The 22,429-nt window shown below is 42.0% G+C and carries 20 protein-coding genes and 2 pseudogenes; 19 read left to right on the forward strand and 3 right to left on the reverse strand.

The annotated features are described in order from the left end of the window. Positions 1–65: 65 nt before the first annotated feature. Positions 66–725 (reverse strand): amino acid ABC transporter permease, encoded by a 660-nt coding sequence (locus HT729_RS03115; RefSeq protein ID WP_000443886.1) that lies wholly within the window; start codon positions 723–725, stop codon positions 66–68. Between the two features lie 237 nt (positions 726–962). Then, positions 963–1,592: pseudogene (locus tag HT729_RS03120) on the reverse strand (amino acid ABC transporter ATP-binding protein); the annotation flags it as partial. Between the two features lie 176 nt (positions 1,593–1,768). Here HT729_RS03120 and recJ point away from each other — a divergent pair. From recJ to HT729_RS03160, 8 genes and pseudogenes are all read left to right on the forward strand, one after another. Beyond that, a complete protein-coding gene (gene recJ / locus HT729_RS03125; protein ID WP_166730699.1) occupies positions 1,769–3,991 on the forward strand; it encodes a single-stranded-DNA-specific exonuclease RecJ in 2,223 nt (740 codons plus the stop codon). Positions 3,992–4,164: 173 nt separating this feature from the next. After that, a complete protein-coding gene (locus HT729_RS03130) occupies positions 4,165–5,826 on the forward strand; it encodes a ribonuclease J (protein WP_000065614.1) in 1,662 nt (553 codons plus the stop codon). Positions 5,827–5,894: 68 nt separating this feature from the next. Continuing rightward, a complete protein-coding gene (locus tag HT729_RS03135; protein WP_000290013.1) occupies positions 5,895–6,674 on the forward strand; it encodes an alpha/beta hydrolase family protein in 780 nt (259 codons plus the stop codon). Positions 6,675–6,785: 111 nt separating this feature from the next. After that, positions 6,786–8,006 carry a peptidoglycan bridge formation alanyltransferase MurM gene (gene murM / locus HT729_RS03140; protein WP_000286563.1) on the forward strand — a complete coding sequence of 407 codons (1,221 nt, stop codon included), beginning with the start codon at positions 6,786–6,788 and terminating at the stop codon, positions 8,004–8,006. Positions 8,007–8,010: 4 nt separating this feature from the next. Continuing rightward, on the forward strand, positions 8,011–9,243 hold the full coding sequence (gene murN, locus HT729_RS03145; RefSeq protein WP_001229511.1) for a peptidoglycan bridge formation alanyltransferase MurN: 1,233 nt from the start codon (positions 8,011–8,013) through the stop codon (positions 9,241–9,243). A gap of 78 nt (positions 9,244–9,321) precedes the next feature. Next, positions 9,322–10,023: a M57 family metalloprotease gene (locus HT729_RS03150; protein WP_001267410.1), complete on the forward strand. Its 702-nt coding sequence runs from the start codon at positions 9,322–9,324 to the stop codon at positions 10,021–10,023. Positions 10,024–10,062: 39 nt separating this feature from the next. Continuing rightward, positions 10,063–11,910 carry an excinuclease ABC subunit UvrC gene (gene uvrC / locus HT729_RS03155; protein WP_050155234.1) on the forward strand — a complete coding sequence of 616 codons (1,848 nt, stop codon included), beginning with the start codon at positions 10,063–10,065 and terminating at the stop codon, positions 11,908–11,910. Next, positions 11,900–12,734 (forward strand): annotated as a pseudogene (locus tag HT729_RS03160) (metallophosphoesterase family protein). Before uvrC ends, HT729_RS03160 begins: the two are co-directional and overlap by 11 nt. A gap of 181 nt (positions 12,735–12,915) precedes the next feature. On the opposite strand, the gene HT729_RS03165 reads toward HT729_RS03160, so the two are convergent. Next, positions 12,916–13,716 (reverse strand): amino acid ABC transporter substrate-binding protein, encoded by an 801-nt coding sequence (locus HT729_RS03165; RefSeq protein ID WP_044727743.1) that lies wholly within the window; start codon positions 13,714–13,716, stop codon positions 12,916–12,918. Between the two features lie 170 nt (positions 13,717–13,886). Between HT729_RS03165 and HT729_RS03170 the strand changes: the two genes are divergently transcribed. The 11 genes from HT729_RS03170 (at position 13,887) to rplA (ending at position 22,343) form a co-directional block, all read left to right on the forward strand. Next, positions 13,887–14,492 (forward strand): nitroreductase family protein, encoded by a 606-nt coding sequence (locus HT729_RS03170; protein WP_172929927.1) that lies wholly within the window; start codon positions 13,887–13,889, stop codon positions 14,490–14,492. A gap of 12 nt (positions 14,493–14,504) precedes the next feature. Next, positions 14,505–15,905: a dipeptidase PepV gene (gene pepV / locus HT729_RS03175; protein ID WP_172931650.1), complete on the forward strand. Its 1,401-nt coding sequence runs from the start codon at positions 14,505–14,507 to the stop codon at positions 15,903–15,905. Positions 15,906–15,958: 53 nt separating this feature from the next. Further along, positions 15,959–16,537 (forward strand): uracil-DNA glycosylase family protein, encoded by a 579-nt coding sequence (locus tag HT729_RS03180; RefSeq protein WP_023938999.1) that lies wholly within the window; start codon positions 15,959–15,961, stop codon positions 16,535–16,537. 3 nt (positions 16,538–16,540) lie between these two features. Further along, positions 16,541–16,777: a hypothetical protein gene (locus HT729_RS11910; RefSeq protein ID WP_050208120.1), complete on the forward strand. Its 237-nt coding sequence runs from the start codon at positions 16,541–16,543 to the stop codon at positions 16,775–16,777. A gap of 10 nt (positions 16,778–16,787) precedes the next feature. Then, a complete protein-coding gene (locus HT729_RS03190) occupies positions 16,788–17,045 on the forward strand; it encodes a rhodanese-like domain-containing protein (protein WP_172931651.1) in 258 nt (85 codons plus the stop codon). Between the two features lie 201 nt (positions 17,046–17,246). Further along, positions 17,247–18,572: a branched-chain amino acid transport system II carrier protein gene (brnQ, locus tag HT729_RS03195; protein WP_172926393.1), complete on the forward strand. Its 1,326-nt coding sequence runs from the start codon at positions 17,247–17,249 to the stop codon at positions 18,570–18,572. Positions 18,573–18,669: 97 nt separating this feature from the next. After that, entirely contained in the window at positions 18,670–19,707 is a 1,038-nt protein-coding gene (locus HT729_RS03200; protein ID WP_172926394.1) for a M42 family metallopeptidase, read from the forward strand. A gap of 1 nt (position 19,708) precedes the next feature. Continuing rightward, a complete protein-coding gene (locus tag HT729_RS03205; protein WP_172931652.1) occupies positions 19,709–20,179 on the forward strand; it encodes an HIT family protein in 471 nt (156 codons plus the stop codon). Between the two features lie 2 nt (positions 20,180–20,181). After that, positions 20,182–20,898 carry an LD-carboxypeptidase LdcB/DacB gene (ldcB, locus tag HT729_RS03210; RefSeq protein WP_172931653.1) on the forward strand — a complete coding sequence of 239 codons (717 nt, stop codon included), beginning with the start codon at positions 20,182–20,184 and terminating at the stop codon, positions 20,896–20,898. A gap of 122 nt (positions 20,899–21,020) precedes the next feature. Beyond that, the gene (rplK, locus tag HT729_RS03215) at positions 21,021–21,446 is read left to right on the forward strand and encodes a 50S ribosomal protein L11 (protein WP_001085812.1); all 426 of its coding nucleotides are present in this window, start codon (positions 21,021–21,023) and stop codon (positions 21,444–21,446) included. A 207-nt stretch (positions 21,447–21,653) separates the two neighbouring features. After that, entirely contained in the window at positions 21,654–22,343 is a 690-nt protein-coding gene (rplA, locus tag HT729_RS03220; RefSeq protein ID WP_001085675.1) for a 50S ribosomal protein L1, read from the forward strand. Positions 22,344–22,429: the final 86 nt, after the last annotated feature.

Below are 22,429 nucleotides of genomic sequence, written 5' to 3' on the forward strand. Positions count from 1 at the left end.
GAAGTCAGTAACCATACATACGGCAAGGTGAAGCTGACGTGGTTTGAAGAGATTTTCGAAGAGTATTATTCTGCAGCTTGTTGCCAACGTTTTGCTAGCATATGAGATAGGCTAGAAATGGCTAGGTTAAAGCTGAAGTAGATGAGGGCAATCAGTATATAAAGACTGAAGACCTGCTCTGGTTCGAAATAACGGCCCATGAGAATTTGGCTGGCTCCAAAGAGTTCTTGTAGGGCGATAACAGAGTAGAGGAGACTGGTATCCTTAATCACGGTTACAAACTGAGAAATGATGGCTGGCAGCATTTTACGAATGGCTTGTGGGAGAATGATGTAGTAGAGGATTTGGGCTGAAGTGAAGCCTTGTGACATTCCTGCTTCGTACTGCCCCTTGGCTACGGCATTGAGACCGCCTCGGATAATCTCAGCTAAAGCCGCTGATGTAAAGAGTGTGAAGGCAGTGATTCCTGCTGGAGTGGATTTCATCTTGAAAATTAAAAAGATAGTAAAGATCCAGAGAAGGTTGGGAACGTTGCGCACAAATTCGATATAAATGCTGGAAATAATGCGCAAGACAGGATTTTTGCCATTTCTCATGACAGCTAGCACCGTACCGATAAGGGTAGAGAGGACGATGGCAATCAGAGAAATGTAGAGGGTCAAGCCAAATCCTTTAAAGATAAAGACTAGGTTATCTGGGGTCAAAACTTCTAAAATGGATTCCATAGTAACCTCCTAAAGTGAATAGGCTTTTTTATTAGCTTGTTCCATCTTGCGACCAAACTGGGCAACAGGGAAGCATAGAGAAAAGTAGAGAAGGGCAGCGCCTAGAAAGGCTGGAATGTAGTTTCCGTTAAGTGCTGACCAAGACTTGGTCACAAACATCAAGTCCACTCCAGAGATGATAGCGACTGTTGAGGTGTTCTTGATGAGGTTGACAATTTGGTTGGTCAAAGGAGGGAGAATGATGCGGTCAGCAACTTCACGGGCAAAGCCCATTTCATGGGTAACGATGATCATGTTCATCCCGTCATGCGCCAGTTTTTGCATAACTGCTAGTACATCTCCGATAGTCTCAGGGTCAAGGGCAGATGTTGGCTCATCAAAGAGAAGGAGTTCAGGATGCATAGCGAGTCCACGAGCAATGGCGATTCGTTGTTTTTGTCCACCAGATAGCATGGCTGGATAAGAATCTTTTTTATCCCACATATTTACAAATTCCAGATATTTTTGAGCTGTTTTTTCAGCTTCTTTTTTATCAATTCCTAGAACTTTTATGGGTGCGAGTGTTACGTTTTCTAACACTGTTTTATGCGGATAGAGGTTAAAATGCTGGAAAACCATGCCGACTTCCTTACGAAGAGGCACCAAATCTTTCTGGCTGGCACCAGCAACTTGGTGGCCATTGACTAGAAGACTTCCCTTGTCAACAGCCTCCAAACCATTGATGGTGCGGATAAGAGTGGATTTTCCAGAACCAGATGGTCCGAGTAGGACAACGACTTGTCCTTTTTCAAAACGGAGATTGATGTCGCGGAGTGCGTGGTAGTCTCCGTAATATTTTTCGACGTGTTCAAATTCTACTAAAGCCATAAGGAGTCTCCTTTGCATTAGATTTTATAACATGATTCTGCACCAAAAGATTTGTCTTGTCAAATCATATCTGAAAAAATTCACTAAAATTTTATAAAAAAGCAATCTGGATAGAGAAAACGTCTAAATCATGTTATAATGAAGCAATAGAATTCTTAGAAAGAGTGGATGTCTTTTTGATAACACCTACTTATGAATGGCAGTTTGCCCCGCAGGTAGAAGATGCGGATTTTACAAAGATAGCCAAGAAGGCTGGACTGGGTCCTGAGGTGGCTCGGTTATTGTTTGAGAGAGGGATTCAGGACCAAGAAAGTCTGAAGAAGTTTTTAGAACCTTCCTTGGAGAATTTGCATGACCCTTATCTGCTCCATGATATGGACAAGGCAGTGGAACGGATTCGTCAGGCCATTGAAGAAGGGGAAAATATTCTCGTTTATGGAGACTACGATGCGGATGGCATGACTTCGGCTTCGATTGTGAAGGAAAGTTTGGAACAACTTGGTGCTGAGTGCCGAGTTTACCTGCCAAATCGTTTTACCGATGGCTATGGCCCTAATGCTAGTGTTTATAAATACTTTATCGAGCAAGAAGGGATTTCCTTGATTGTGACGGTGGACAATGGGGTTGCTGGTCATGAGGCTATTGCATTGGCTCAGTCTATGGGAGTAGATGTCATTGTGACTGACCACCATTCCATGCCTGAAACCCTCCCTAATGCCTATGCCATTGTCCATCCTGAGCATCCAGATGCGGACTATCCCTTCAAATATTTGGCTGGTTGTGGAGTGGCCTTCAAGCTGGCTTGTGCCCTGTTAGAAGAAGTGCAAGTGGAATTGCTTGATTTGGTCGCTATTGGCACCATTGCTGATATGGTGAGTTTGACAGATGAGAACCGTATATTGGTTCAATATGGTCTGGAAATGTTGGGGCACACTCAGCGCATTGGTCTACAAGAAATGCTGGACATGGCTGGGATTGCTGTCAACGAAGTAACAGAAGAAACGGTTGGTTTCCAGATTGCCCCTCGTTTGAATGCCTTGGGTCGCTTGGATGATCCCAATCCAGCCATTGATTTGTTGACTGGCTTTGATGATGAGGAAGCGCATGAGATTGCTTTCATGATTCATCAGAAAAACGAAGAGCGCAAGGAAATCGTCCAGTCTATCTATGAAGAAGCTAAGACCATGGTGGACCCTGAGAAGAAGGTCCAAGTCTTGGCCAAGGAAGGCTGGAATCCTGGAGTTCTAGGAATCGTAGCTGGTCGTTTGTTGGAAGAATTGGGACAGACAGTCATTGTTCTTAATATAGAAGACGGTCGTGCCAAGGGCAGTGCTCGTAGTGTGGAAGCGGTCGATATTTTTGAGGCTCTGGATCCTCATCGAGACCTCTTCATCGCCTTTGGAGGTCATGCTGGCGCTGCAGGAATGACGCTGGAAGTTGAGAAACTTTCAGATTTATCTCAGATTTTAGAAGACTATGTCCGTGAAAAAGGCGCAGATGCTGGTGGCAAGAATAAGTTAAACCTAGATGAAGAACTGGATTTGGAGACACTTAGTTTGGAAACGGTCAAAAGTTTTGAACGTTTAGCTCCTTTTGGAATGGACAATCAGAAACCTGTCTTTTATATCAAGGATTTTCAGGTCGAAAGTGCCCGTACTATGGGGGCAGGCAATGCTCATCTCAAGTTGAAAATTTCCAAAGGTGAGGCGAGTTTTGAAGTGGTAGCATTTGGACAAGGTAGATGGGCAACAGAATTTGCTCAAACCAAGAATCTAGAGCTGGCAGTCAAATTGTCTGTCAACCAATGGAATGGCCAAACTGCCCTCCAATTGATGATGGTGGATGCGCGTGTAGAGGGTGTTCAACTTTTTAACATCCGTGGGAAGAATGCAGTCTTGCCAGAAGGAGTTCCAGTCTTGGATTTTGCTGGAGAATTACCGAGTCTAGTAAATAGTGAAGCTGTTGTCGTAAAAACCATTCCAGAGGATATTACTCAGCTGAAGACCATTTTTCAGAAACAGAATTTTTCCGCTGTCTATTTCAAAAATGATATTGACAAGGCCTACTATCTGACAGGCTATGGGACTAGAGAGCAGTTTGCCAAATTGTACAAGACTATCTACCAGTTTCCAGAGTTTGACATTCGCTACAAGCTCAAGGATTTGGCTGCTTATCTCAATATCCAACAAATCTTGCTGGTTAAGATGATTCAAGTCTTTAAAGAACTAGGCTTTGTGACGATCAAAGATGGGGTTATGACAGTCAATAAAGAAGCGCCAAAGAGAGAAATCGGAGAAAGTCAGATTTACCAAAATCTCAAACAAACCGTCAAAGACCAAGAAATGATGGCGCTGGGTACCGTGCAAGAAATTTATGACTTTTTAATGGAAAAAGAGTAGATCATAGGAAAGAGTTGGGAAACCAGCTCTTTTTTGAAAACAAATCTTCATTTTGAAAATCATCAAAAAAATGGTATAATGGTAGGAAAAGATTCGGCTAACAGTAATAGTGCTTTTAGAATAAGAGGGTAAGCAACCCTATAATCAAGATAAATTAAGCTTTCGGAGGAAAAATGAGTAATATCAGTTTAACAACACTTGGTGGTGTGCGTGAAAATGGGAAAAATATGTATATCGCTGAAATCGATGGGTCTATTTTCGTTTTGGATGCAGGTCTAAAATACCCTGAAAATGAACAACTAGGGGTGGATGTGGTCATTCCCAATATGGACTACCTTTTTGAAAATAGCGACCGTATCGCTGGGGTCTTCTTGACTCACGGTCATGCGGATGCCATTGGTGCTCTGCCTTATCTCTTGGCTGAAGCCAAGGTACCTGTATTTGGGTCTGAGCTGACCATTGAGTTGGCCAAACTCTTTGTCAAAGGAAATGACACAGTTAAGAAATTCAATGATTTTCATGTCATCGATGAGGATACGGAGATAGATTTTGGAGGAACTGTGGTGTCCTTCTTCCGTACGACCCACTCTATCCCAGAAAGTTTGGGTGTTGTCTTGAAGACAGCTGAAGGTAGCATCGTTTATACAGGTGACTTCAAATTTGACCAGACAGCTAGTGAATCTTACGCGACAGACTTCGCTCGCTTGGCAGAAATCGGTCGTGATGGAGTTTTGGCTCTTCTTAGCGATTCAGCCAATGCGGATAGCAATATCCAAGTGGCTAGTGAAAGTGAAGTTGGGGATGAAATCACTCAAACCATTTCTGATTGGGATGGACGTATTATCGTCGCAGCAGTAGCCAGCAACCTTTCTCGTATCCAGCAGGTGTTTGATGCTGCGGATGCAACAGGCCGTCGTGTGGTTTTGACAGGATTTGATATTGAAAATATCGTCCGCACTGCTATTCGTCTTAAGAAGTTGTCTTTAGCTAACGAGAGTCTTTTGATTAAGCCGAAAGATATGTCTCGTTTTGAAGACCATGAGTTGATTATCCTTGAGACAGGCCGTATGGGTGAGCCTATCAATGGTCTTCGCAAGATGTCGATTGGTCGCCACCGTTATGTGGAAATTAAGGACGGTGATCTAGTTTATATCGTAACCACTCCGTCTATCGCTAAAGAAGCAGTTATGGCGCGTGTGGAAAACATGATTTACCAAGCTGGTGGAGTTGTCAAATTGATCACCCAAAGCTTGCGTGTGTCAGGGCATGGAAATGCGCGTGATTTGCAGTTGATGATCAATCTCTTGCAACCCAAGTATCTCTTCCCAATTCAAGGGGAATACCGTGAGTTGGATGCCCATGCTAAGGCGGCTATGGCGGTCGGGATGCTGCCAGAACGCATTTTCATCCCTAAAAAGGGAACCAGCATGGCTTATGAGAATGGAGACTTTGTCCCAGCTGGAGCGGTTTCGGCAGGGGATGTCTTGATTGACGGGAATGCCATTGGTGATGTTGGTAATGTGGTTCTTCGTGACCGTAAGGTCTTGTCAGAGGACGGTATTTTCATCGTAGCAATAACAGTTAACCGTCGTGAGAAGAAAATTGTAGCCAAGGCTCGTGTTCATACGCGCGGATTTGTTTATCTCAAGAAGAGTCGCGATATTCTCCGTGAAAGTTCAGAATTGATTAACCAAACGGTAGAAGACTATTTGCAAGGAGATGACTTTGACTGGGCAGATCTTAAAGGGAAGGTTCGAGATAATTTGACCAAGTATCTCTTTGACCAAACCAAGCGTCGTCCAGCTATTTTACCAGTAGTCATGGAAGCAAAATAATCGTTGAAATAAACAGAGAGAAAGTCGAGTTTCGGCTTTTTCTTATAGAAAAATAGAAGGAGAAAATCATGGCAGTAATGAAAATCGAGTATTACTCACAAGTATTGGATATGGAGTGGGGGGTGAATGTCCTCTACCCTGATGCCAATCGAGTGGAAGAACCAGAGTGTGAAGATATTCCCGTCTTGTACCTTTTGCACGGGATGTCTGGAAATCATAATAGTTGGCTTAAGCGGACCAATGTAGAACGCTTGCTTCGAGGAACTAATCTCATCGTTGTTATGCCCAATACCAGCAATGGTTGGTACACCGATACCCAGTATGGTTTTGACTACTACATGGCTCTAGCAGAGGAATTGCCACAGGTTCTGAAACGCTTCTTCCCTAATATGACTAGCAAGCGTGAAAAGACCTTTATAGCTGGTCTTTCTATGGGAGGCTACGGCTGTTTCAAACTGGCTCTTACGACAAATCGTTTTTCTCATGCAGCTAGTTTTTCAGGTGCCCTCAGCTTTCAAAACTTTTCTCCTGAAAGTCAAAATCTGGGAAGTCCAGCCTACTGGAGAGGTGTTTTTGGAGAGATTAGAGACTGGACAACTAGTCCCTATTCTCTTGAAAGTCTGGCTAAAAAATCGGATAAAAAGACCAAACTTTGGGCGTGGTGTGGCGAACAGGATTTCTTGTACGAAGCCAATAATCTCGCAGTGAAAAATCTCAAAAAACTAGGTTTTGATGTGACCTATAGCCATAGCGCTGGAACTCACGAGTGGTACTACTGGGAAAAACAATTGGAAGTTTTTTTAACAACCCTACCAATTGATTTCAAATTAGAAGAGAGACTGACTTAGTTTGAACTTCAGCATAGGGGGAGTAGAACTAAAATAAAATATGTTTTCACTAGACTTTTCAAACGAAAGTAGTAGAATAGTAATAAAATACTGGAGGAAAGAGAGTAGGAAATGTACCGTTATCAAATTGGCATTCCCACATTAGAATATGATCAGTTTGTCAAAGAACATGAATTAGCCAATGTATTACAAAGTAGTGCTTGGGAGGAAGTTAAGTCTAATTGGCAACATGAGAAGTTTGGTGTTTACAGGGAAGAAAAATTACTGGCGACAGCTAGTATTTTGATTAGAACTCTTCCGCTAGGCTATAAAATGTTTTACATCCCAAGAGGACCTATATTGGATTATGGGGATAAAGAACTCTTGAATTTTGCCATTCAGTCTATTAAGTCCTATGCTCGCAGTAAGAGAGCGGTTTTTGTGACTTTTGACCCAAGTATTTGCCTATCTCAAAGTTTAATCAATCAGGAAAAGACAGAATTTCCTGAAAATCTGGCTATTATTGATAGTTTGCAACAAATGGGAGTAAGGTGGTCAGGAAAAACGGAGGAAATGGGAGACACCATTCAACCTCGTATTCAGGCGAAAATATACAAGGAAAATTTTGAAGAAGATAAACTTTCCAAGTCAACAAAACAGGCTATTCGAACAGCACGAAACAAAGGGCTTGAGATTCAATATGGTGGACTGGAACTATTAGATTCATTTTCGGAGTTGATGAAAAAAACTGAGAAGCGAAAAGAGATTCATTTGAGGAATGAAGCCTATTATAAAAAATTGTTAGATAATTTTAAGGACAAGGCCTATATCACCTTGGCCACCTTGGATGTTTCTAAACGTTCGCAAGAGTTAGAAGAACAGTTAGCGAAAAATAGAGCCTTGGAAGAGACCTTTACTGAGTCGACTCGAACTTCAAAAGTAGAAGCGCAGAAGAAGGAAAAAGAACGTTTGTTAGAGGAATTGACCTTCTTGCAGGAATATATAGATGTAGGTCAAGCGAGAGTTCCTTTAGCGGCTACTTTGAGTTTGGAATTTGGTACTACCTCTGTCAATATATATGCTGGTATGGATGATGATTTTAAACGTTACAATGCACCAATTTTAACATGGTATGAAACGGCTCGCTATGCCTTTGAGCGAGGTATGGTCTGGCAAAATTTAGGTGGTGTTGAAAACTCTCTCAATGGTGGACTTTATCATTTTAAGGAAAAATTTAATCCAACGATTGAAGAATACTTGGGTGAATTTACAATGCCCACTCATCCTCTCTATCCTCTGTTAAGACTTGCTCTTGATTTCCGTAAAACATTAAGAAAAAAACATAGAAAGTAAGTATATGGCACTAACAACACTCACGAAAGAAGAGTTTCAGACTTATTCTGATCAGGTTTCTTCTCGTTCCTTTATGCAATCTGTCCAGATGGGGGATTTGCTAGAAAAAAGAGGGGCTCGAATTGTTTATCTTGCTTTGAAACAAGAAGGAGAAATTCAAGTTGCAGCTCTGGTTTATAGCTTGCCCATGCTGGGTGGTCTGCATATGGAACTCAATTCGGGGCCGATTTATACCCAACAAGATGCTCTTCCAGTTTTTTATGCAGAGTTAAAAGAATATGCCAAGCAAAATGGTGTATTAGAGTTGCTTGTAAAACCTTATGAAACTTATCAAACTTTTGATAGCCAAGGTAATCCAATAGATGCTGAGAAAAAAAGTATTATTCAAGGTTTGACTGATTTAGGTTATCAATTTGATGGCTTAACAACAGGTTACCCAGGTGGAGAACCAGATTGGTTATACTATAAAGATTTAACTGAATTAACTGAAAAGAGTTTGCTTAAAAGTTTTAGCAAAAAGGGTAAACCCTTGGTGAAAAAGGCTGAAACCTTTGGCATTCGGTTGAAAAAGTTAAAACGTGAAGAACTATCGATTTTTAAGAATATAACAAAAGAAACCTCTGAACGTAGAGAATATAGTGATAAAAGTTTAGAATATTATGAGCATTTTTATGATACTTTTGGAGAACAAGCGGAGTTTCTCATAGCAAGCTTGAATTTTTCGGAGTATATGAGCAAATTGCAAGGTGAACAAAGTAAACTAGAAGAAAAATTGGACAAGTTGCGACTTGATTTGAGTAAAAATCCTCATTCTGAGAAAAAACAAAATCAACTGAGAGAATATTCTAGTCAATTTGAAACGTTTGAAGTTCGAAAAGCAGAAGCGCGAGACTTGATTGAAAAATATGGAGAAGAAGATATTGTTTTAGCTGGTAGTTTATTTGTTTATATGCCTCAGGAAACGACTTATCTCTTTAGTGGTTCCTACACTGAGTTTAATAAGTTCTATGCCCCTGCACTGCTTCAAAAATATGTTATGTTGGAAAGCATAAAACGTGGAATACCTAAATACAACTTCCTAGGCATTCAAGGGATTTTTGATGGAAGTGATGGTGTTTTGCGTTTTAAACAGAATTTTAATGGCTATATTGTACGCAAAGCGGGTACTTTCCGTTACCATCCATCGCCTTTAAAATACAAAGCTATCCAGTTACTCAAAAAAATAGTAGGACGTTAAGATGAAAAAGTCAGTATTTAGATTTCTTTTAGCTTCTTTTAGTAAAATAATTCTTATTTGCTAGAAAGGTGGAGAGACATGCGCTGGCTTTTTCGTTTGATAGGGGCTTTCTTTTCTTTTGTGTGGCGTTTGTTTTGGCGTCTGGTTTGGATAGTTGTGCTCTTATGTGTGCTTGCTTTCGGACTTCTCTGGTATCTGAACGGGGATTTTCAAGGAGCGCTAAAGCAAGCAGAACGGTCAGTAAAAATTGGTCAACAAAGTATTGACCAATGGGAGAAAACAGGGCAACTGCCTAAGTTAAGCCAGACAGATAGTCACCAGCATTCTGAAGGAAGGTGGGCACAGGCCTCTGCTCGTATTTACCTGGATCCGCAGATGGATTCACGCTTTCAAGAGGCTTATTTAGAAGCAATCCAGAACTGGAATCAAACTGGTGCTTTTAACTTTGAACTCGTGACTGAGTCTAGTAAGGCGGATATTACGGCTACGGAGATGAACGACGGAGGCACTCCTGTGGCAGGAGAGGCGGAAAGTCAAACTAATCTCTTAACAGGGCAATTCTTGTCCGTAACGGTGCGGTTGAATCATTATTATTTGTCCAATCCATACTATGGCTACTCCTATGAACGCCTTGTCCATACGGCAGAACATGAGTTAGGTCATGCGATTGGCTTGGACCATACAGATGAGAAGTCTGTCATGCAACCAGCAGGTTCCTTTTATGGTATCCAGGAAGAGGATGTTGCAAACCTCCGAAAAATATATGAGACTAGTGAGTAGGGTACTATCTTTCCCTACTTTTTTTGCTATAATGGAACTATGAACAACTTGATTAAATCAAAACTAGAGCTCTTGCCGACCAGCCCTGGTTGCTACATTCATAAGGATAAAAATGGCACCATTATCTATGTAGGAAAGGCTAAAAATCTGCGTAATCGAGTACGGTCCTATTTTCGTGGAAGTCATGATACCAAGACAGAGGCTCTGGTGTCTGAAATTGTGGATTTTGAATTTATTGTTACGGAGTCTAATATTGAGGCACTTCTCCTAGAAATCAACCTGATCAAGGAAAACAAGCCCAAGTACAATATCATGCTCAAGGATGACAAGTCCTATCCTTTCATCAAAATCACCAATGAGCGCTATCCACGCTTGATTATCACTCGTCAGGTCAAAAAGGACGGAGGTCTTTATTTTGGACCCTATCCCGATGTGGGGGCAGCCAATGAAATCAAGCGGTTGCTGGATCGGATATTCCCTTTTCGTAAGTGTACCAACCCGCCCTCTAAGGTCTGTTTTTATTACCATATCGGTCAATGCATGGCCCACACCATCTGTAAGAAGGATGAGACTTATTTCAAGTCTATGGCCCAGGAGGTTTCTGATTTTCTGAAAGGGCAGGATAACAAAATCATTGATGAGCTAAAGGGCAAAATGGCAGCGGCAGCCCAGACTATGGAGTTTGAACGTGCGGCGGAATACCGTGACCTGATTCAGGCTATTGGAACGCTTCGAACCAAGCAACGGGTCATGGCTAAGGATCTCCAAAATCGCGATGTCTTTGGCTACTATGTGGATAAGGGCTGGATGTGTGTGCAGGTTTTCTTTGTCCGTCAGGGTAAGCTCATCGAGCGCGATGTCAATCTCTTCCCCTACTTCAATGATCCAGATGAGGATTTTTTGACCTATGTAGGACAATTCTATCAAGAAAAATCTCACCTAGTTCCCAATGAGGTACTGATTCCGCAGGATATTGACGAAGAAGCTGTCAAGGCTTTGGTGGATACCAAGATTCTCAAACCCCAACGTGGAGAGAAAAAACAGCTGGTCAATCTAGCCATAAAAAATGCACGTGTTAGTCTGGAGCAGAAATTTAACCTGCTAGAGAAATCTGTCGAGAAGACCCAAGGAGCTATTGAAAATCTAGGACGTTTGCTCCAAATCCCGACCCCAGTACGTATCGAGTCCTTCGATAACTCTAATATCATGGGAACTAGCCCTGTTTCGGCTATGGTGGTCTTTGTCAACGGTAAACCGAGTAAGAAGGATTACCGTAAGTACAAGATAAAAACGGTTGTTGGACCAGACGACTATGCCAGCATGAGAGAGGTCATTCGCAGACGCTATGGTCGAGTACAGCGTGAGGCTTTGACTCCTCCAGATTTGATTGTGATTGATGGGGGGCAAGGTCAAGTCAATATCGCTAAGCAGGTTATCCAAGAGGAACTGGGCTTGGATATTCCAATTGCTGGGCTGCAAAAGAATGATAAGCACCAAACCCATGAACTGCTCTTTGGAGATCCGCTTGAGGTGGTGGACTTGTCTCGCAATTCTCAGGAATTTTTCCTCCTCCAACGCATCCAAGATGAGGTGCACCGCTTTGCCATTACCTTCCACCGCCAACTGCGCTCCAAAAATTCTTTCTCATCTCAATTGGATGGGATTGATGGTCTGGGACCTAAACGCAAGCAAAATCTCATGAGGCACTTCAAGTCTCTGACCAAAATCAAGGAAGCCAGTGTGGATGAGATTGTCGAAGTTGGAGTACCAAGAGCAGTAGCAGAGGCTGTGCAAACCAAGTTGAACCCGCAGGAAACAGAAATCTTGCTTCAAGTGGCGGAAGAAAGAGTAGATTACCAAACGGAAGGAAACCACAATGAACCATAAAATTGCAATTTTATCAGATATTCATGGCAATGCGACGGCGCTAGAAGCAGTGATTGCAGATGCTAAAAATCAAGGAGTCAGTGAATACTGGCTTCTGGGAGATATTTTTCTTCCTGGTCCAGGCCGTAAATGACTTAGTCGCCCTGCTAAAGGACCTTCCTATCACAGCAAGTGTTCGAGGCAATTGGGATGATCGTGTCCTGGAGGTCTTGGATGGCGAATATGGTTTGGAATATCCGAAAGAAATCCAGTCAATGCGCATGACCCAGTTTTTGATGGAGCGAATGGATCCTGCAACGATTGTCTGGCTACGAAGCTTGCCTTTGCTGGAAAAGAAAGAAATTGACGGATTGCGCTTTTCTATCTCTCATAATTTGCCAAATAAGAACTATGGTGGTGACTTGCTAGTTGAGAATGATACAGAGAAATTTGACCAACTGCTAGATGCGGAAACGGACGTGGCAGTTTATGGTCATGTTCACAAGCAGTTGCTTCGTTATGGAAGTCAAGGGCAACAAATCATCAATCCAGGGTCGATTGGCATGCCCTATTTTAATTGGGAGGCGTTAAAAAATCACCGTGCCCAGTATGCCGTGATAGAAGTTGAAGATGGGGAATTGGTCAATATCCAATTTCGTAAAGTTGCTTATGATTACGAGGCTGAGTTAGAATTGGCCAAGTCCAAGGGGCTTCCCTTTATTGAAATGTATGAAGAACTGCGTCGTGACGATAACTATCAGGGGCACAATCTGGAACTTTTAGCCAGCTTAATAGAAAAGCATGGGTATGTAGAGGATGTGAAGAATTTTTTTGATTTTTTGTAAGAGTTTCCTAAAATAGCCAATGCAAACTAAAAAAGCGATTGGCTGGTCCAATCGCTCTTAGTATATCTTATACTCAATGAAAATCAAAGAGCAAACTAGGAAGCTAGCCGTAGGTTGCTCAAAGCACAGCTTTGAGGTTGCAGATAAAGCTGACGTGGTTTGAAGAGATTTTCGAAGAGTATTATTGTAACTGAGATTGATCTGGGAGGTAAGAACCACCTAGATAGGTATTGCTGAGTTTTTCGAGGGTTCCGTCTTGATAGAGTTCTTTGAGCGCTTTATCAAATTTCTCTTTAAACTCTTTTTGGTCGCTTGAGAAAATGATATAATTGCTGGGGCTATCTGCAGAAGATAAATCAACGACTGAGAGGTCTAAACCACGGTCCTTGATAATCTTTTGAACGGATACCTTGTCAAAAACTAGGAAATCAAACTCTCCGTTAGCAAGGTCTAGGATTCGTTTACCAATATCCTCACCAGAAAAATCAATTGTAGCGGGATTATCAGTGTGTTTCTGATTCCAGTGATTGATGAATTGAGCGTTAGAAGTTCCGGTATCCTCTTGTGTTGTTTTACCAGCGATCTGGTCAAGAGAAGTCAAAGGATTTTTCTTGTTGCTGACAAGGACGAGGGGATTGTTGGAAATTGGAAGCGAGTAAAGGTATTTTTCAGCACGCTCTTTTGTGTAACTCAAGTTATTGGCCGCAGCCTGATAGTGACCAGAATCAAGTCCAGGGAAGATACTTTCCCAGGCAGTTCTTTGGAATTGAATCTCGTAGTCGCTGAGTTTTTCATCCACTGCTTTTAGAACTTCGATATCGAAGCCTGTCAGATTTCCCTTGTCTTCGTAGTCAAATGGCGGCACGTCGCCAGCTGTAGCAAGGACGATTGTCTTTTGAGCGCTAGTCTCTTTGGGTGTAGCTTGATTCCCACAGGCAACCAAAAATGGTAGGATAGCTAGTAATAGGCTAAATTTTTTCATACTGTCTCCATTCAAATGTAAAGTACTTGCTAGTTTATCAGAAATGTTCCTGATAAACCAATATATATCTTTTATGTCTGTGATAGAAAAACTTAATCATGAAAAATCCCTGCAAGCTCTTTCAAATTATGGTAGAATGGAAGCAGTAGAATTAGAAAAGGAAATCGATTATGAAATTTCTTGAATTAAATAAAAAACGTCATGCGACTAAGCATTTCACTGATAAGCCAGTTGATCCAAAAGATGTGCGTACGGCTATCGAAATTGCAACCTTGGCACCAAGTGCCCACAACAGCCAGCCTTGGAAATTTGTGGTGGTACGTGAGAAAAATGCTGAACTGGCAAAGTTGGCTTATGGTTCAAACTTTGAGCAGGTATCATCAGCGCCTGTAACCATTGCCTTGTTTACAGATACGGACTTAGCCAAACGTGCTCGTAAGATTGCCCGTGTTGGTGGTGCTAATAACTTTTCTGAAGAGCAACTTCAATATTTTATGAAAAATCTGCCAGCTGAGTTTGCCCGTTACAGTGAGCAACAAGTCAGCGACTACCTAGCCCTCAATGCAGGTTTGGTTGCTATGAACTTGGTTCTTGCTCTTACAGACCAAGGGATTGGTTCCAACATTATCCTTGGTTTTGACAAATCAAAAGTCAACGAAGTTTTGGAAATCGAAAACCGCTTCCGCCCAGAACTCTTGATCACAGTGGGTTATACAGACGAAAAATTGGAACCAAGCTACCGCTTGCCAGTAGATGAAATCATCGAGAAAAGATAGAAAGAAGAAAAAATGACAGCAATTGATTTTACAGCAGAAGTAGAAAAACGCAAAGAAGACCTCTTGGCTGACTTGTTTAGCCTTTTGGAAATCAATTCAGAACGTGATGACAGCAAGGTTGATGCTGAACATCCATTTGGGCCTGGTCCAGTAAAAGCCTTGGAGAAATTCCTTGAAATCGCAGACCGTGATGGCTACCCAACTAAGAATGTCGATAACTACGCAGGACATTTTGAGTTTGGTGATGGAGAAGAAGTTCTCGGAATCTTTGCCCACATGGATGTGGTGCCTGCTGGTAGCGGTTGGGACACAGACCCTTACACACCAACTATCAAAGATGGTCGCCTTTATGCGCGTGGGGCTTCAGATGACAAGGGACCTACAACAGCTTGCTACTATGGTTTGAAAATCATCAAAGAATTGGGCCTTCCAACTTCTAAGAAAGTTCGCTTCATCGTTGGAACAGACGAAGAATCAGGTTGGGCAGACATGGACTACTACTTTGAGCACGTAGGACTTGCCAAACCAGATTTCGGTTTCTCACCAGATGCTGAATTTCCAATCATCAATGGTGAAAAAGGAAATATCACGGAATACCTCCACTTTGCAGGAGAAAATACAGGTGCTGCCCGTCTTCACAGCTTTACAGGTGGTTTACGTGAAAACATGGTACCAGAATCAGCAACAGCAGTCGTTTCAGGTGATTTAGCTGACTTGCAAGCTAAACTAGATGCCTTTGTTGCAGAACACAAACTTAGAGGAGAACTCCAAGAAGAAGCTGGCCAATACAAGGTGACGATCATTGGTAAATCAGCCCATGGTGCTATGCCTGCTTCAGGTGTCAATGGCGCAACTTACCTTGCCCTCTTCCTCAGCCAGTTTGGCTTTGCTGGTCCAGCCAAAGACTACCTTGACATCGCAGGTAAAATTCTATTGAACGATCATGAGGGTGAAAATCTCAAGATTGCTCATGTGGATGAAAAGATGGGTGCTCTTTCTATGAATGCTGGCGTCTTCCGCTTCGATGAAACAAGTGCTGATAATACCATTGCCCTTAATATCCGCTATCCAAAAGGAACAAGTCCAGAACAAATCAAGTCAATCCTAGAAAACTTGCCAGTTGCTTCTGTCAGTCTATCAGAACATGGTCACACGCCTCACTATGTGCCAATGGAAGATCCACTTGTGCAAACCTTGTTGAATGTCTATGAAAAACAAACTGGCCTTAAAGGTCACGAGCAAGTTATCGGTGGTGGAACCTTTGGTCGCTTGTTAGAGCGCGGAGTTGCCTATGGTGCTATGTTCCCAGACTCAATTGACACCATGCACCAAGCCAATGAATTTATCGCCTTGGATGATCTCTTCCGAGCAGCAGCAATCTATGCCAAAGCTATTTATGAATTGATCAAATAAAACGATAGAAGTCTGAGATTGTATGCTTGGACTTCTTTTTGGAGGGAAAGTAGATGTCTCAAATTGAAAGAATCAAGCAGGCTATCATGGCGGATCCGCAGAATGCTAGCTATACAGAGCGTGGCATCGAGCCTCTTTTTGCAGCACCAAAGACTGCTCGCATCAATATCATCGGTCAAGCACCGGGGCTTAAAACACAGGAGGCAGGCCTTTACTGGAAGGATAAGAGTGGTGACCGCCTGAGAGACTGGCTAGGTGTGGATGAAGATGCCTTTTACAATTCAGGTTATTTTGCTGTTTTGCCTATGGATTTCTACTTTCCAGGGCATGGTAAGTCAGGCGACCTGCCACCGCGAACTGGTTTTGCAGAAAAATGGCATCCGCAGCTCTTACAGGAATTGCCTGATATTCAGTTAACCCTCTTGATTGGGCAATATGCCCAAGCCTACTATTTACAGGAGAAAATCAGTGGGAAGGTAACGGAGAGGGTGAAACACTATAAAGACTATCTGCCAACCTATTTTCCACTAGTTCACCCCTCACCACGAAATCAAATCTGGATGGCCAAAAATCCTTGGTTTGAGTCAGAAGTGGTGCCAGATTTGAAAAAAAGAATTAAAACCATTTTATAGTCAATGAAAATCAAAGAGCAAACTAGGAAGCTAGCCGCAGGTTGCTCAAAGTACAGCTTTGAGGTTGTGGATAGAACTGACGAAGTCAGCTCAAAACACTGCTTTGAGGTTGTGGATAGAACTGACGAAGTCAGCTCAAAACACTGTTTTGAGGTTGTGGATAGAACTGACGAAGTCAGTAACCATACCTATGGTAAGGCGACGCTGACGTGGTTTGAAGAGATTTTCGAAGAGCATTAGGAGAAAAAGAATGAAAGAAATAACCTTTGACGCATTTTACCAGCTTTACCAAAATGAGCAACTTTCTTTAGTGGATGTGAGAGAAGTGGATGAGTTTGAAGCTCTTCATTTAGAAGGTGCTCAGAATCTTCCTCTGAGTCAACTGACTGATACCTATGATCAATTGGACAAGGACCAGTTACATTATGTTATTTGTAAATATGGAATGAGATCGGCGCGTGCTTGCCAATTTCTAGCTGAACAAAGTTATGAGGTTATCAATGTCTAAGGTGGTATGACTGCCTTTGAAGAACTCTAAACATAAGAATTTTCTCCTACTTGGTGTGATTTAGGTAGGAGAAAATTATTTTTAGATAATTCTTATTTTTAAGAATCTTGAAAACATTCAATATTTACTTCATGAAGCTTTTTTCATACTCCTATTCATGATATACTAGGTTAGTATTTTATAAATATGAAGGAGATTTACATGGCTAAAAAAGGTGCCCTAACAGGTTTGCTCCTGTTTGGAATATTTTTTGGTGCGGGGAACTTGATTTTTCCGCCTTCTCTAGGTGCTCTATCTGGAGAACATTTTCTTCCTGCCATCGCAGGTTTTGTCTTTTCAGGTGTCGGTATCGCCGTCTTGACCCTTATTATTGGAACGCTAAATCCTAAAGGATATATCTATGAGATTTCAACGAAGATAGCGCCTTGGTTCGCGACTCTTTACCTCTCAGTTCTTTACTTGTCAATCGGTCCATTCTTTGCTATCCCACGTACAGCTACAACAGCTTACGAAGTAGGGATTAGCCCCCTTTTGTCGGATGCAAATAAAGGTCTTGGTTTGATTGTCTTTACGGTTCTTTACTTTGCAGCAGCCTATCTAATTTCGCTCAATCCATCAAAAATCTTGGACCGCATTGGACGTATTTTAACGCCAGTCTTTGCGATTTTGATCGTTATCTTGGTTGTTTTAGGAGCTATCAAATACGGTGGAACAAGTCCTCAAGCTGCTTCAGCTGCTTATCAAGCTTCTGCCTTTGGTACAGGTTTCCTAGAAGGTTATAATACCTTGGATGCCCTTGCTTCAGTTGCCTTTAGCGTAATCGCAGTTCAAACCTTGAAACAACTTGGATTTTCAAGTAAGAAAGAATACATTTCGACTATTTGGGTGGTTGGTATCGTTGTAGCCCTTGCCTTCAGTGCTCTTTACATTGGTTTAGGATTCCTTGGAAATCATTTCCCAGTACCAGCTGAGGCTATGAAGGGTGGAACACCAGGTGTTTACATCTTGTCACAAGCCACTCAAGAAATATTTGGCTCAACAGCTCAACTCTTCCTTGCAGCTATGGTTACCGTAACCTGCTTTACAACAACTGTTGGTTTGATTGTGTCAACAGCTGAGTTCTTTAATGAGCGTTTCCCACAAATCAGCTACAAGGTTTATGCGACAGCCTTTACCTTGATTGGATTTGTCATTGCCAATTTGGGTCTTGATGCGATTATCAAGTACTCAATCCCTGTACTGGTTATCTTGTACCCAATCACCATTGCCATCGTTATGATTGTCATTGTCAACAAATTCGTGGCTCTTTCAAAACCAGGTATGCAGTTGACAATTGCTGTTGTTACAGCTATTGGCATTGCAAGCGTACTAGGAAGCTCCTTTAAGGTTGAATTTTTTGCAAATCTTGTTAGCGTTCTTCCTTTTGCCAAGGCCTCACTCCCATGGTTGGTGCCAGCCATCGTTGGAATCTTGCTCTCATTGGTTCTACCAAACAAGCAAGAAAGCGATGTTTTTGAAATGGAATAATTACTAAAATCACTTTTGTAGTCAAGTCTACAGGAGTGGTTTTCTTTTTTTATCCGATGATAAATGTGTTATAATAGGTAGCAAAAGAGGTGAAGAAATGAATCAAACAGTAGAATATATCAAAGAACTAACAGCTATTGCATCGCCAACAGGCTTCACTCGTGAGATTTCGGACTATTTAGTCAAAACTTTAGAAGGTTTTGGTTACCAGCCGGTTCGCACAGCCAAGGGCGGTGTTAATGTAACTATTAAAGGTCAAAATGATGAGGAACAACGCTATGTGACTGCCCATGTAGATACGCTTGGTGCTATTGTCCGTGCTGTCAAACCAGACGGCCGTCTCAAATTGGACCGTATTGGTGGTTTTCCTTGGAATATGATTGAAGGAGAAAACTGTACCGTTCATGTAGCTAGCACAGGTCAAAAGGTATCGGGAAGCATTCTCATCCACCAAACTTCTTGCCATGTCTACAAGGATGCAGGAACTGCAGAACGCACGCAAGACAATATGGAAGTGCGTTTGGACGCCAAAGTAACTAGTGAAAAAGAAACTCGTGCCTTGGGGATTGAGATCGGTGATTTTATCAGCTTTGACCCACGAACAGTCGTGACAGAGATAGGTTTTATCAAGTCTCGTCATTTGGACGATAAAGTTAGCGCAGCGATTTTGCTTAATCTCCTTCGTATTTATAAGGAAGAGAAGATTGAATTGCCCGTAACAACCCATTTTGCCTTTTCAGTCTTTGAAGAAGTGGGACATGGGGCTAACTCTAATATTCCTGCTCAGGTAGTCGAATATCTGGCTGTTGATATGGGAGCTATGGGCGATGGCCAGCAAACAGATGAGTACACAGTGTCTATCTGTGTCAAGGATGCCTCAGGCCCTTATCACTATGACTTCCGTCAACATTTGGTGACCTTGGCGAAAGAGCAAGATATTCCTTTTAAGCTGGACATCTATCCATTTTATGGTTCGGATGCTTCAGCGGCCATGTCCGCAGGGGCAGAGGTCAAACACGCCCTCCTTGGCGCGGGTATCGAGTCTAGTCATTCTTATGAGCGTACTCATATTGACTCGGTGGTCGCAACAGAGCGTATGGTTGATGCTTACATTAAGAGCGCGTTGGTAGACTAATATGTGTCTTATATGCCAGAGAATTGAGCTCATCAAGAAGGGAGAAAATCCCTATTTTGTCAAAGAGTTGGAAACAGGCTATCTTGTGATTGGAGACCACCAGTATTTTGCAGGCTATAGTCTCTTTCTAGCCAAGGAACATGTCACCGAATTGCACCATTTGAAAAAGGAAACAAGACTCCGTTTTCTCGAAGAAATGAGTCTAGTCCAAGAGGCAGTTGCCAAGGCATTTGCTGCTGAGAAAATGAATATCGAACTGCTAGGAAATGGCGATGCCCATCTTCATTGGCATCTGTTTCCACGACGGACAGGTGATATGAATGGCCACGGTCTTAAAGGTCGTGGTCCAGTCTGGTGGGTTCCCTTTGAAGAAATGACAGCAGAAACATACCAAGTAAAAACGGATGAGATTAAAAGATTAGTCGAATGTTTATCGTCAGAACTAGATAACCTATTAGAAATAAAGGAGTAGAAATGAAAAAAAGATACCTTATCTTGACAGCCTTGCTAGCCTTGAGTCTAGCAGCTTGTTCACAAGAAAAAGCAAAAAATGAAGATGGAGCAGCTAAAACAGAACAAACTGCTAAAGCTGATGGAACAGTTGGAAGTAAGTCTCAAGGAGCTGCCCAGAAAAAAGCAGAAGTGGTCAATAAAGGTGATTACTACAGCATCCAAGGCAAATACGATGAAATCATCGTAGCCAATAAACATTATCCTTTGTCGAAAGACTATAATCCGGGGGAAAATCCAACAGCCAAGGCTGAGTTGGTCAAACTCATCAAAGCGATGCAAGAGGCAGGTTTCCCTATTAGTGATCATTACAGTGGTTTTAGAAGTTATGAAACTCAGACCAAGCTCTATCAAGATTATGTCAACCAAGATGGAAAGGCAGCAGCTGACCGTTACTCTGCCCGTCCTGGCTATAGCGAACACCAGACAGGCTTGGCCTTTGATGTGATTGGGACTGATGGTGATTTGGTGACAGAAGAAAAAGCAGCCCAATGGCTCTTGGATCATGCAGCTGATTATGGCTTTGTTGTCCGTTATCTCAAAGGCAAGGAAAAGGAAACAGGCTATATGGCTGAGGAATGGCACCTGCGTTATGTAGGAAAAGAAGCTAAAGAAATTGCTGCAAGTGGTCTCAGTTTGGAAGAGTATTACGGCTTTGAAGGCGGAGATTACGTCGATTAAAAAATAAACTTTTCTCTTGCAATTCCAGATAAATAGTGTATAATAGATGGGTATGTGAAAAGCATACTTGTGGGAGGTAAAAATCTCTAATTACCGCCAAAACCACAAAGGAGGATTTAAAAATGGCTAAAAAAGTCGAAAAACTTGTAAAATTGCAAATCCCTGCTGGTAAAGCTACACCAGCTCCACCGGTTGGACCTGCTCTTGGTCAAGCTGGTATCAACATCATGGGATTCACAAAAGAGTTCAACGCTCGTACAGCTGACCAAGCTGGGATGATCATTCCAGTTGTTATCTCAGTTTACGAAGATAAATCATTTACTTTCGTTACGAAAACACCACCAGCTGCTGTTCTTTTGAAAAAAGCTGCAGGTGTTGAAAAAGGATCAAGTACACCTAATAAAACTAAAGTTGCTACAGTTACTCGTGCACAAGTACAAGAAATTGCAGAAACTAAGATGCCAGATTTGAACGCAGCAAACGTAGAGTCTGCAATGCGTATGATCGAAGGTACTGCTCGTTCTATGGGATTCACTGTTGTTGACTAATCAATAACACAGTAGAAAATCTCACAGCAGTCTATTAGTTGCTTTTCATACTAGGCAAGTGACTGATACTTGTACTTGGGTACAGCAAGGGAACTTAAGGCCGTAGGAAAAGGAAAGTAATAGACTGAAAACCCGCAAGACTTCATCATTTCGAGGAGTGACGTGGGAGATGAAAATCGATTGAACCACTTACAAGGAGAATAGAAAATGGCTAAAAAAAGCAAACAACTTCGTGCTGCTCTTGAGAAAATCGACAGCACAAAAGCATACAGCGTAGAAGAAGCTGTAGCACTTGCAAAAGAAACTAACTTTGCAAAATTTGACGCAACTGTAGAAGTTGCTTACAACTTGAACATCGACGTTAAAAAAGCTGACCAACAAATCCGTGGAGCAATGGTATTGCCAAACGGTACTGGTAAAACTTCACGCGTTCTTGTTTTCGCACGCGGTGCAAAAGCTGAAGAAGCAAAAGCTGCTGGTGCAGACTTTGTTGGTGAAGATGACCTTGTTGCTAAAATCAACGACGGTTGGTTGGACTTCGACGTAGTTATCGCTACACCTGATATGATGGCTCTTGTTGGACGTCTTGGACGTGTCCTTGGACCACGTAACTTGATGCCAAACCCTAAAACTGGTACTGTAACAATGGATGTTGCTAAAGCAGTTGAAGAGTCTAAAGGTGGTAAAATCACTTACCGTGCTGACCGTGCAGGTAACGTTCAAGCAATCATCGGTAAAGTATCATTTGAAGCTGAAAAATTGGTTGAAAACTTCAAAGCTTTCAACGAAACAATCCAAAAAGCAAAACCAGCTACAGCTAAAGGAACTTACGTAACAAACTTGACTATCACAACTACTCAAGGTGTTGGTATCAAAGTTGACGTAAACTCACTTTAATCAGTAGTTAAAGTAATGTAAAAAAGTTGAAGACGCTATGTCTCAACTTTTTTTGATTTCAAAATCTAGTGGAATAAATCTGGAAT

The organism is Streptococcus sp. 79 (assembly GCF_013277425.1).
GTDB classification, from domain to species: domain Bacteria; phylum Bacillota; class Bacilli; order Lactobacillales; family Streptococcaceae; genus Streptococcus; species Streptococcus pseudopneumoniae.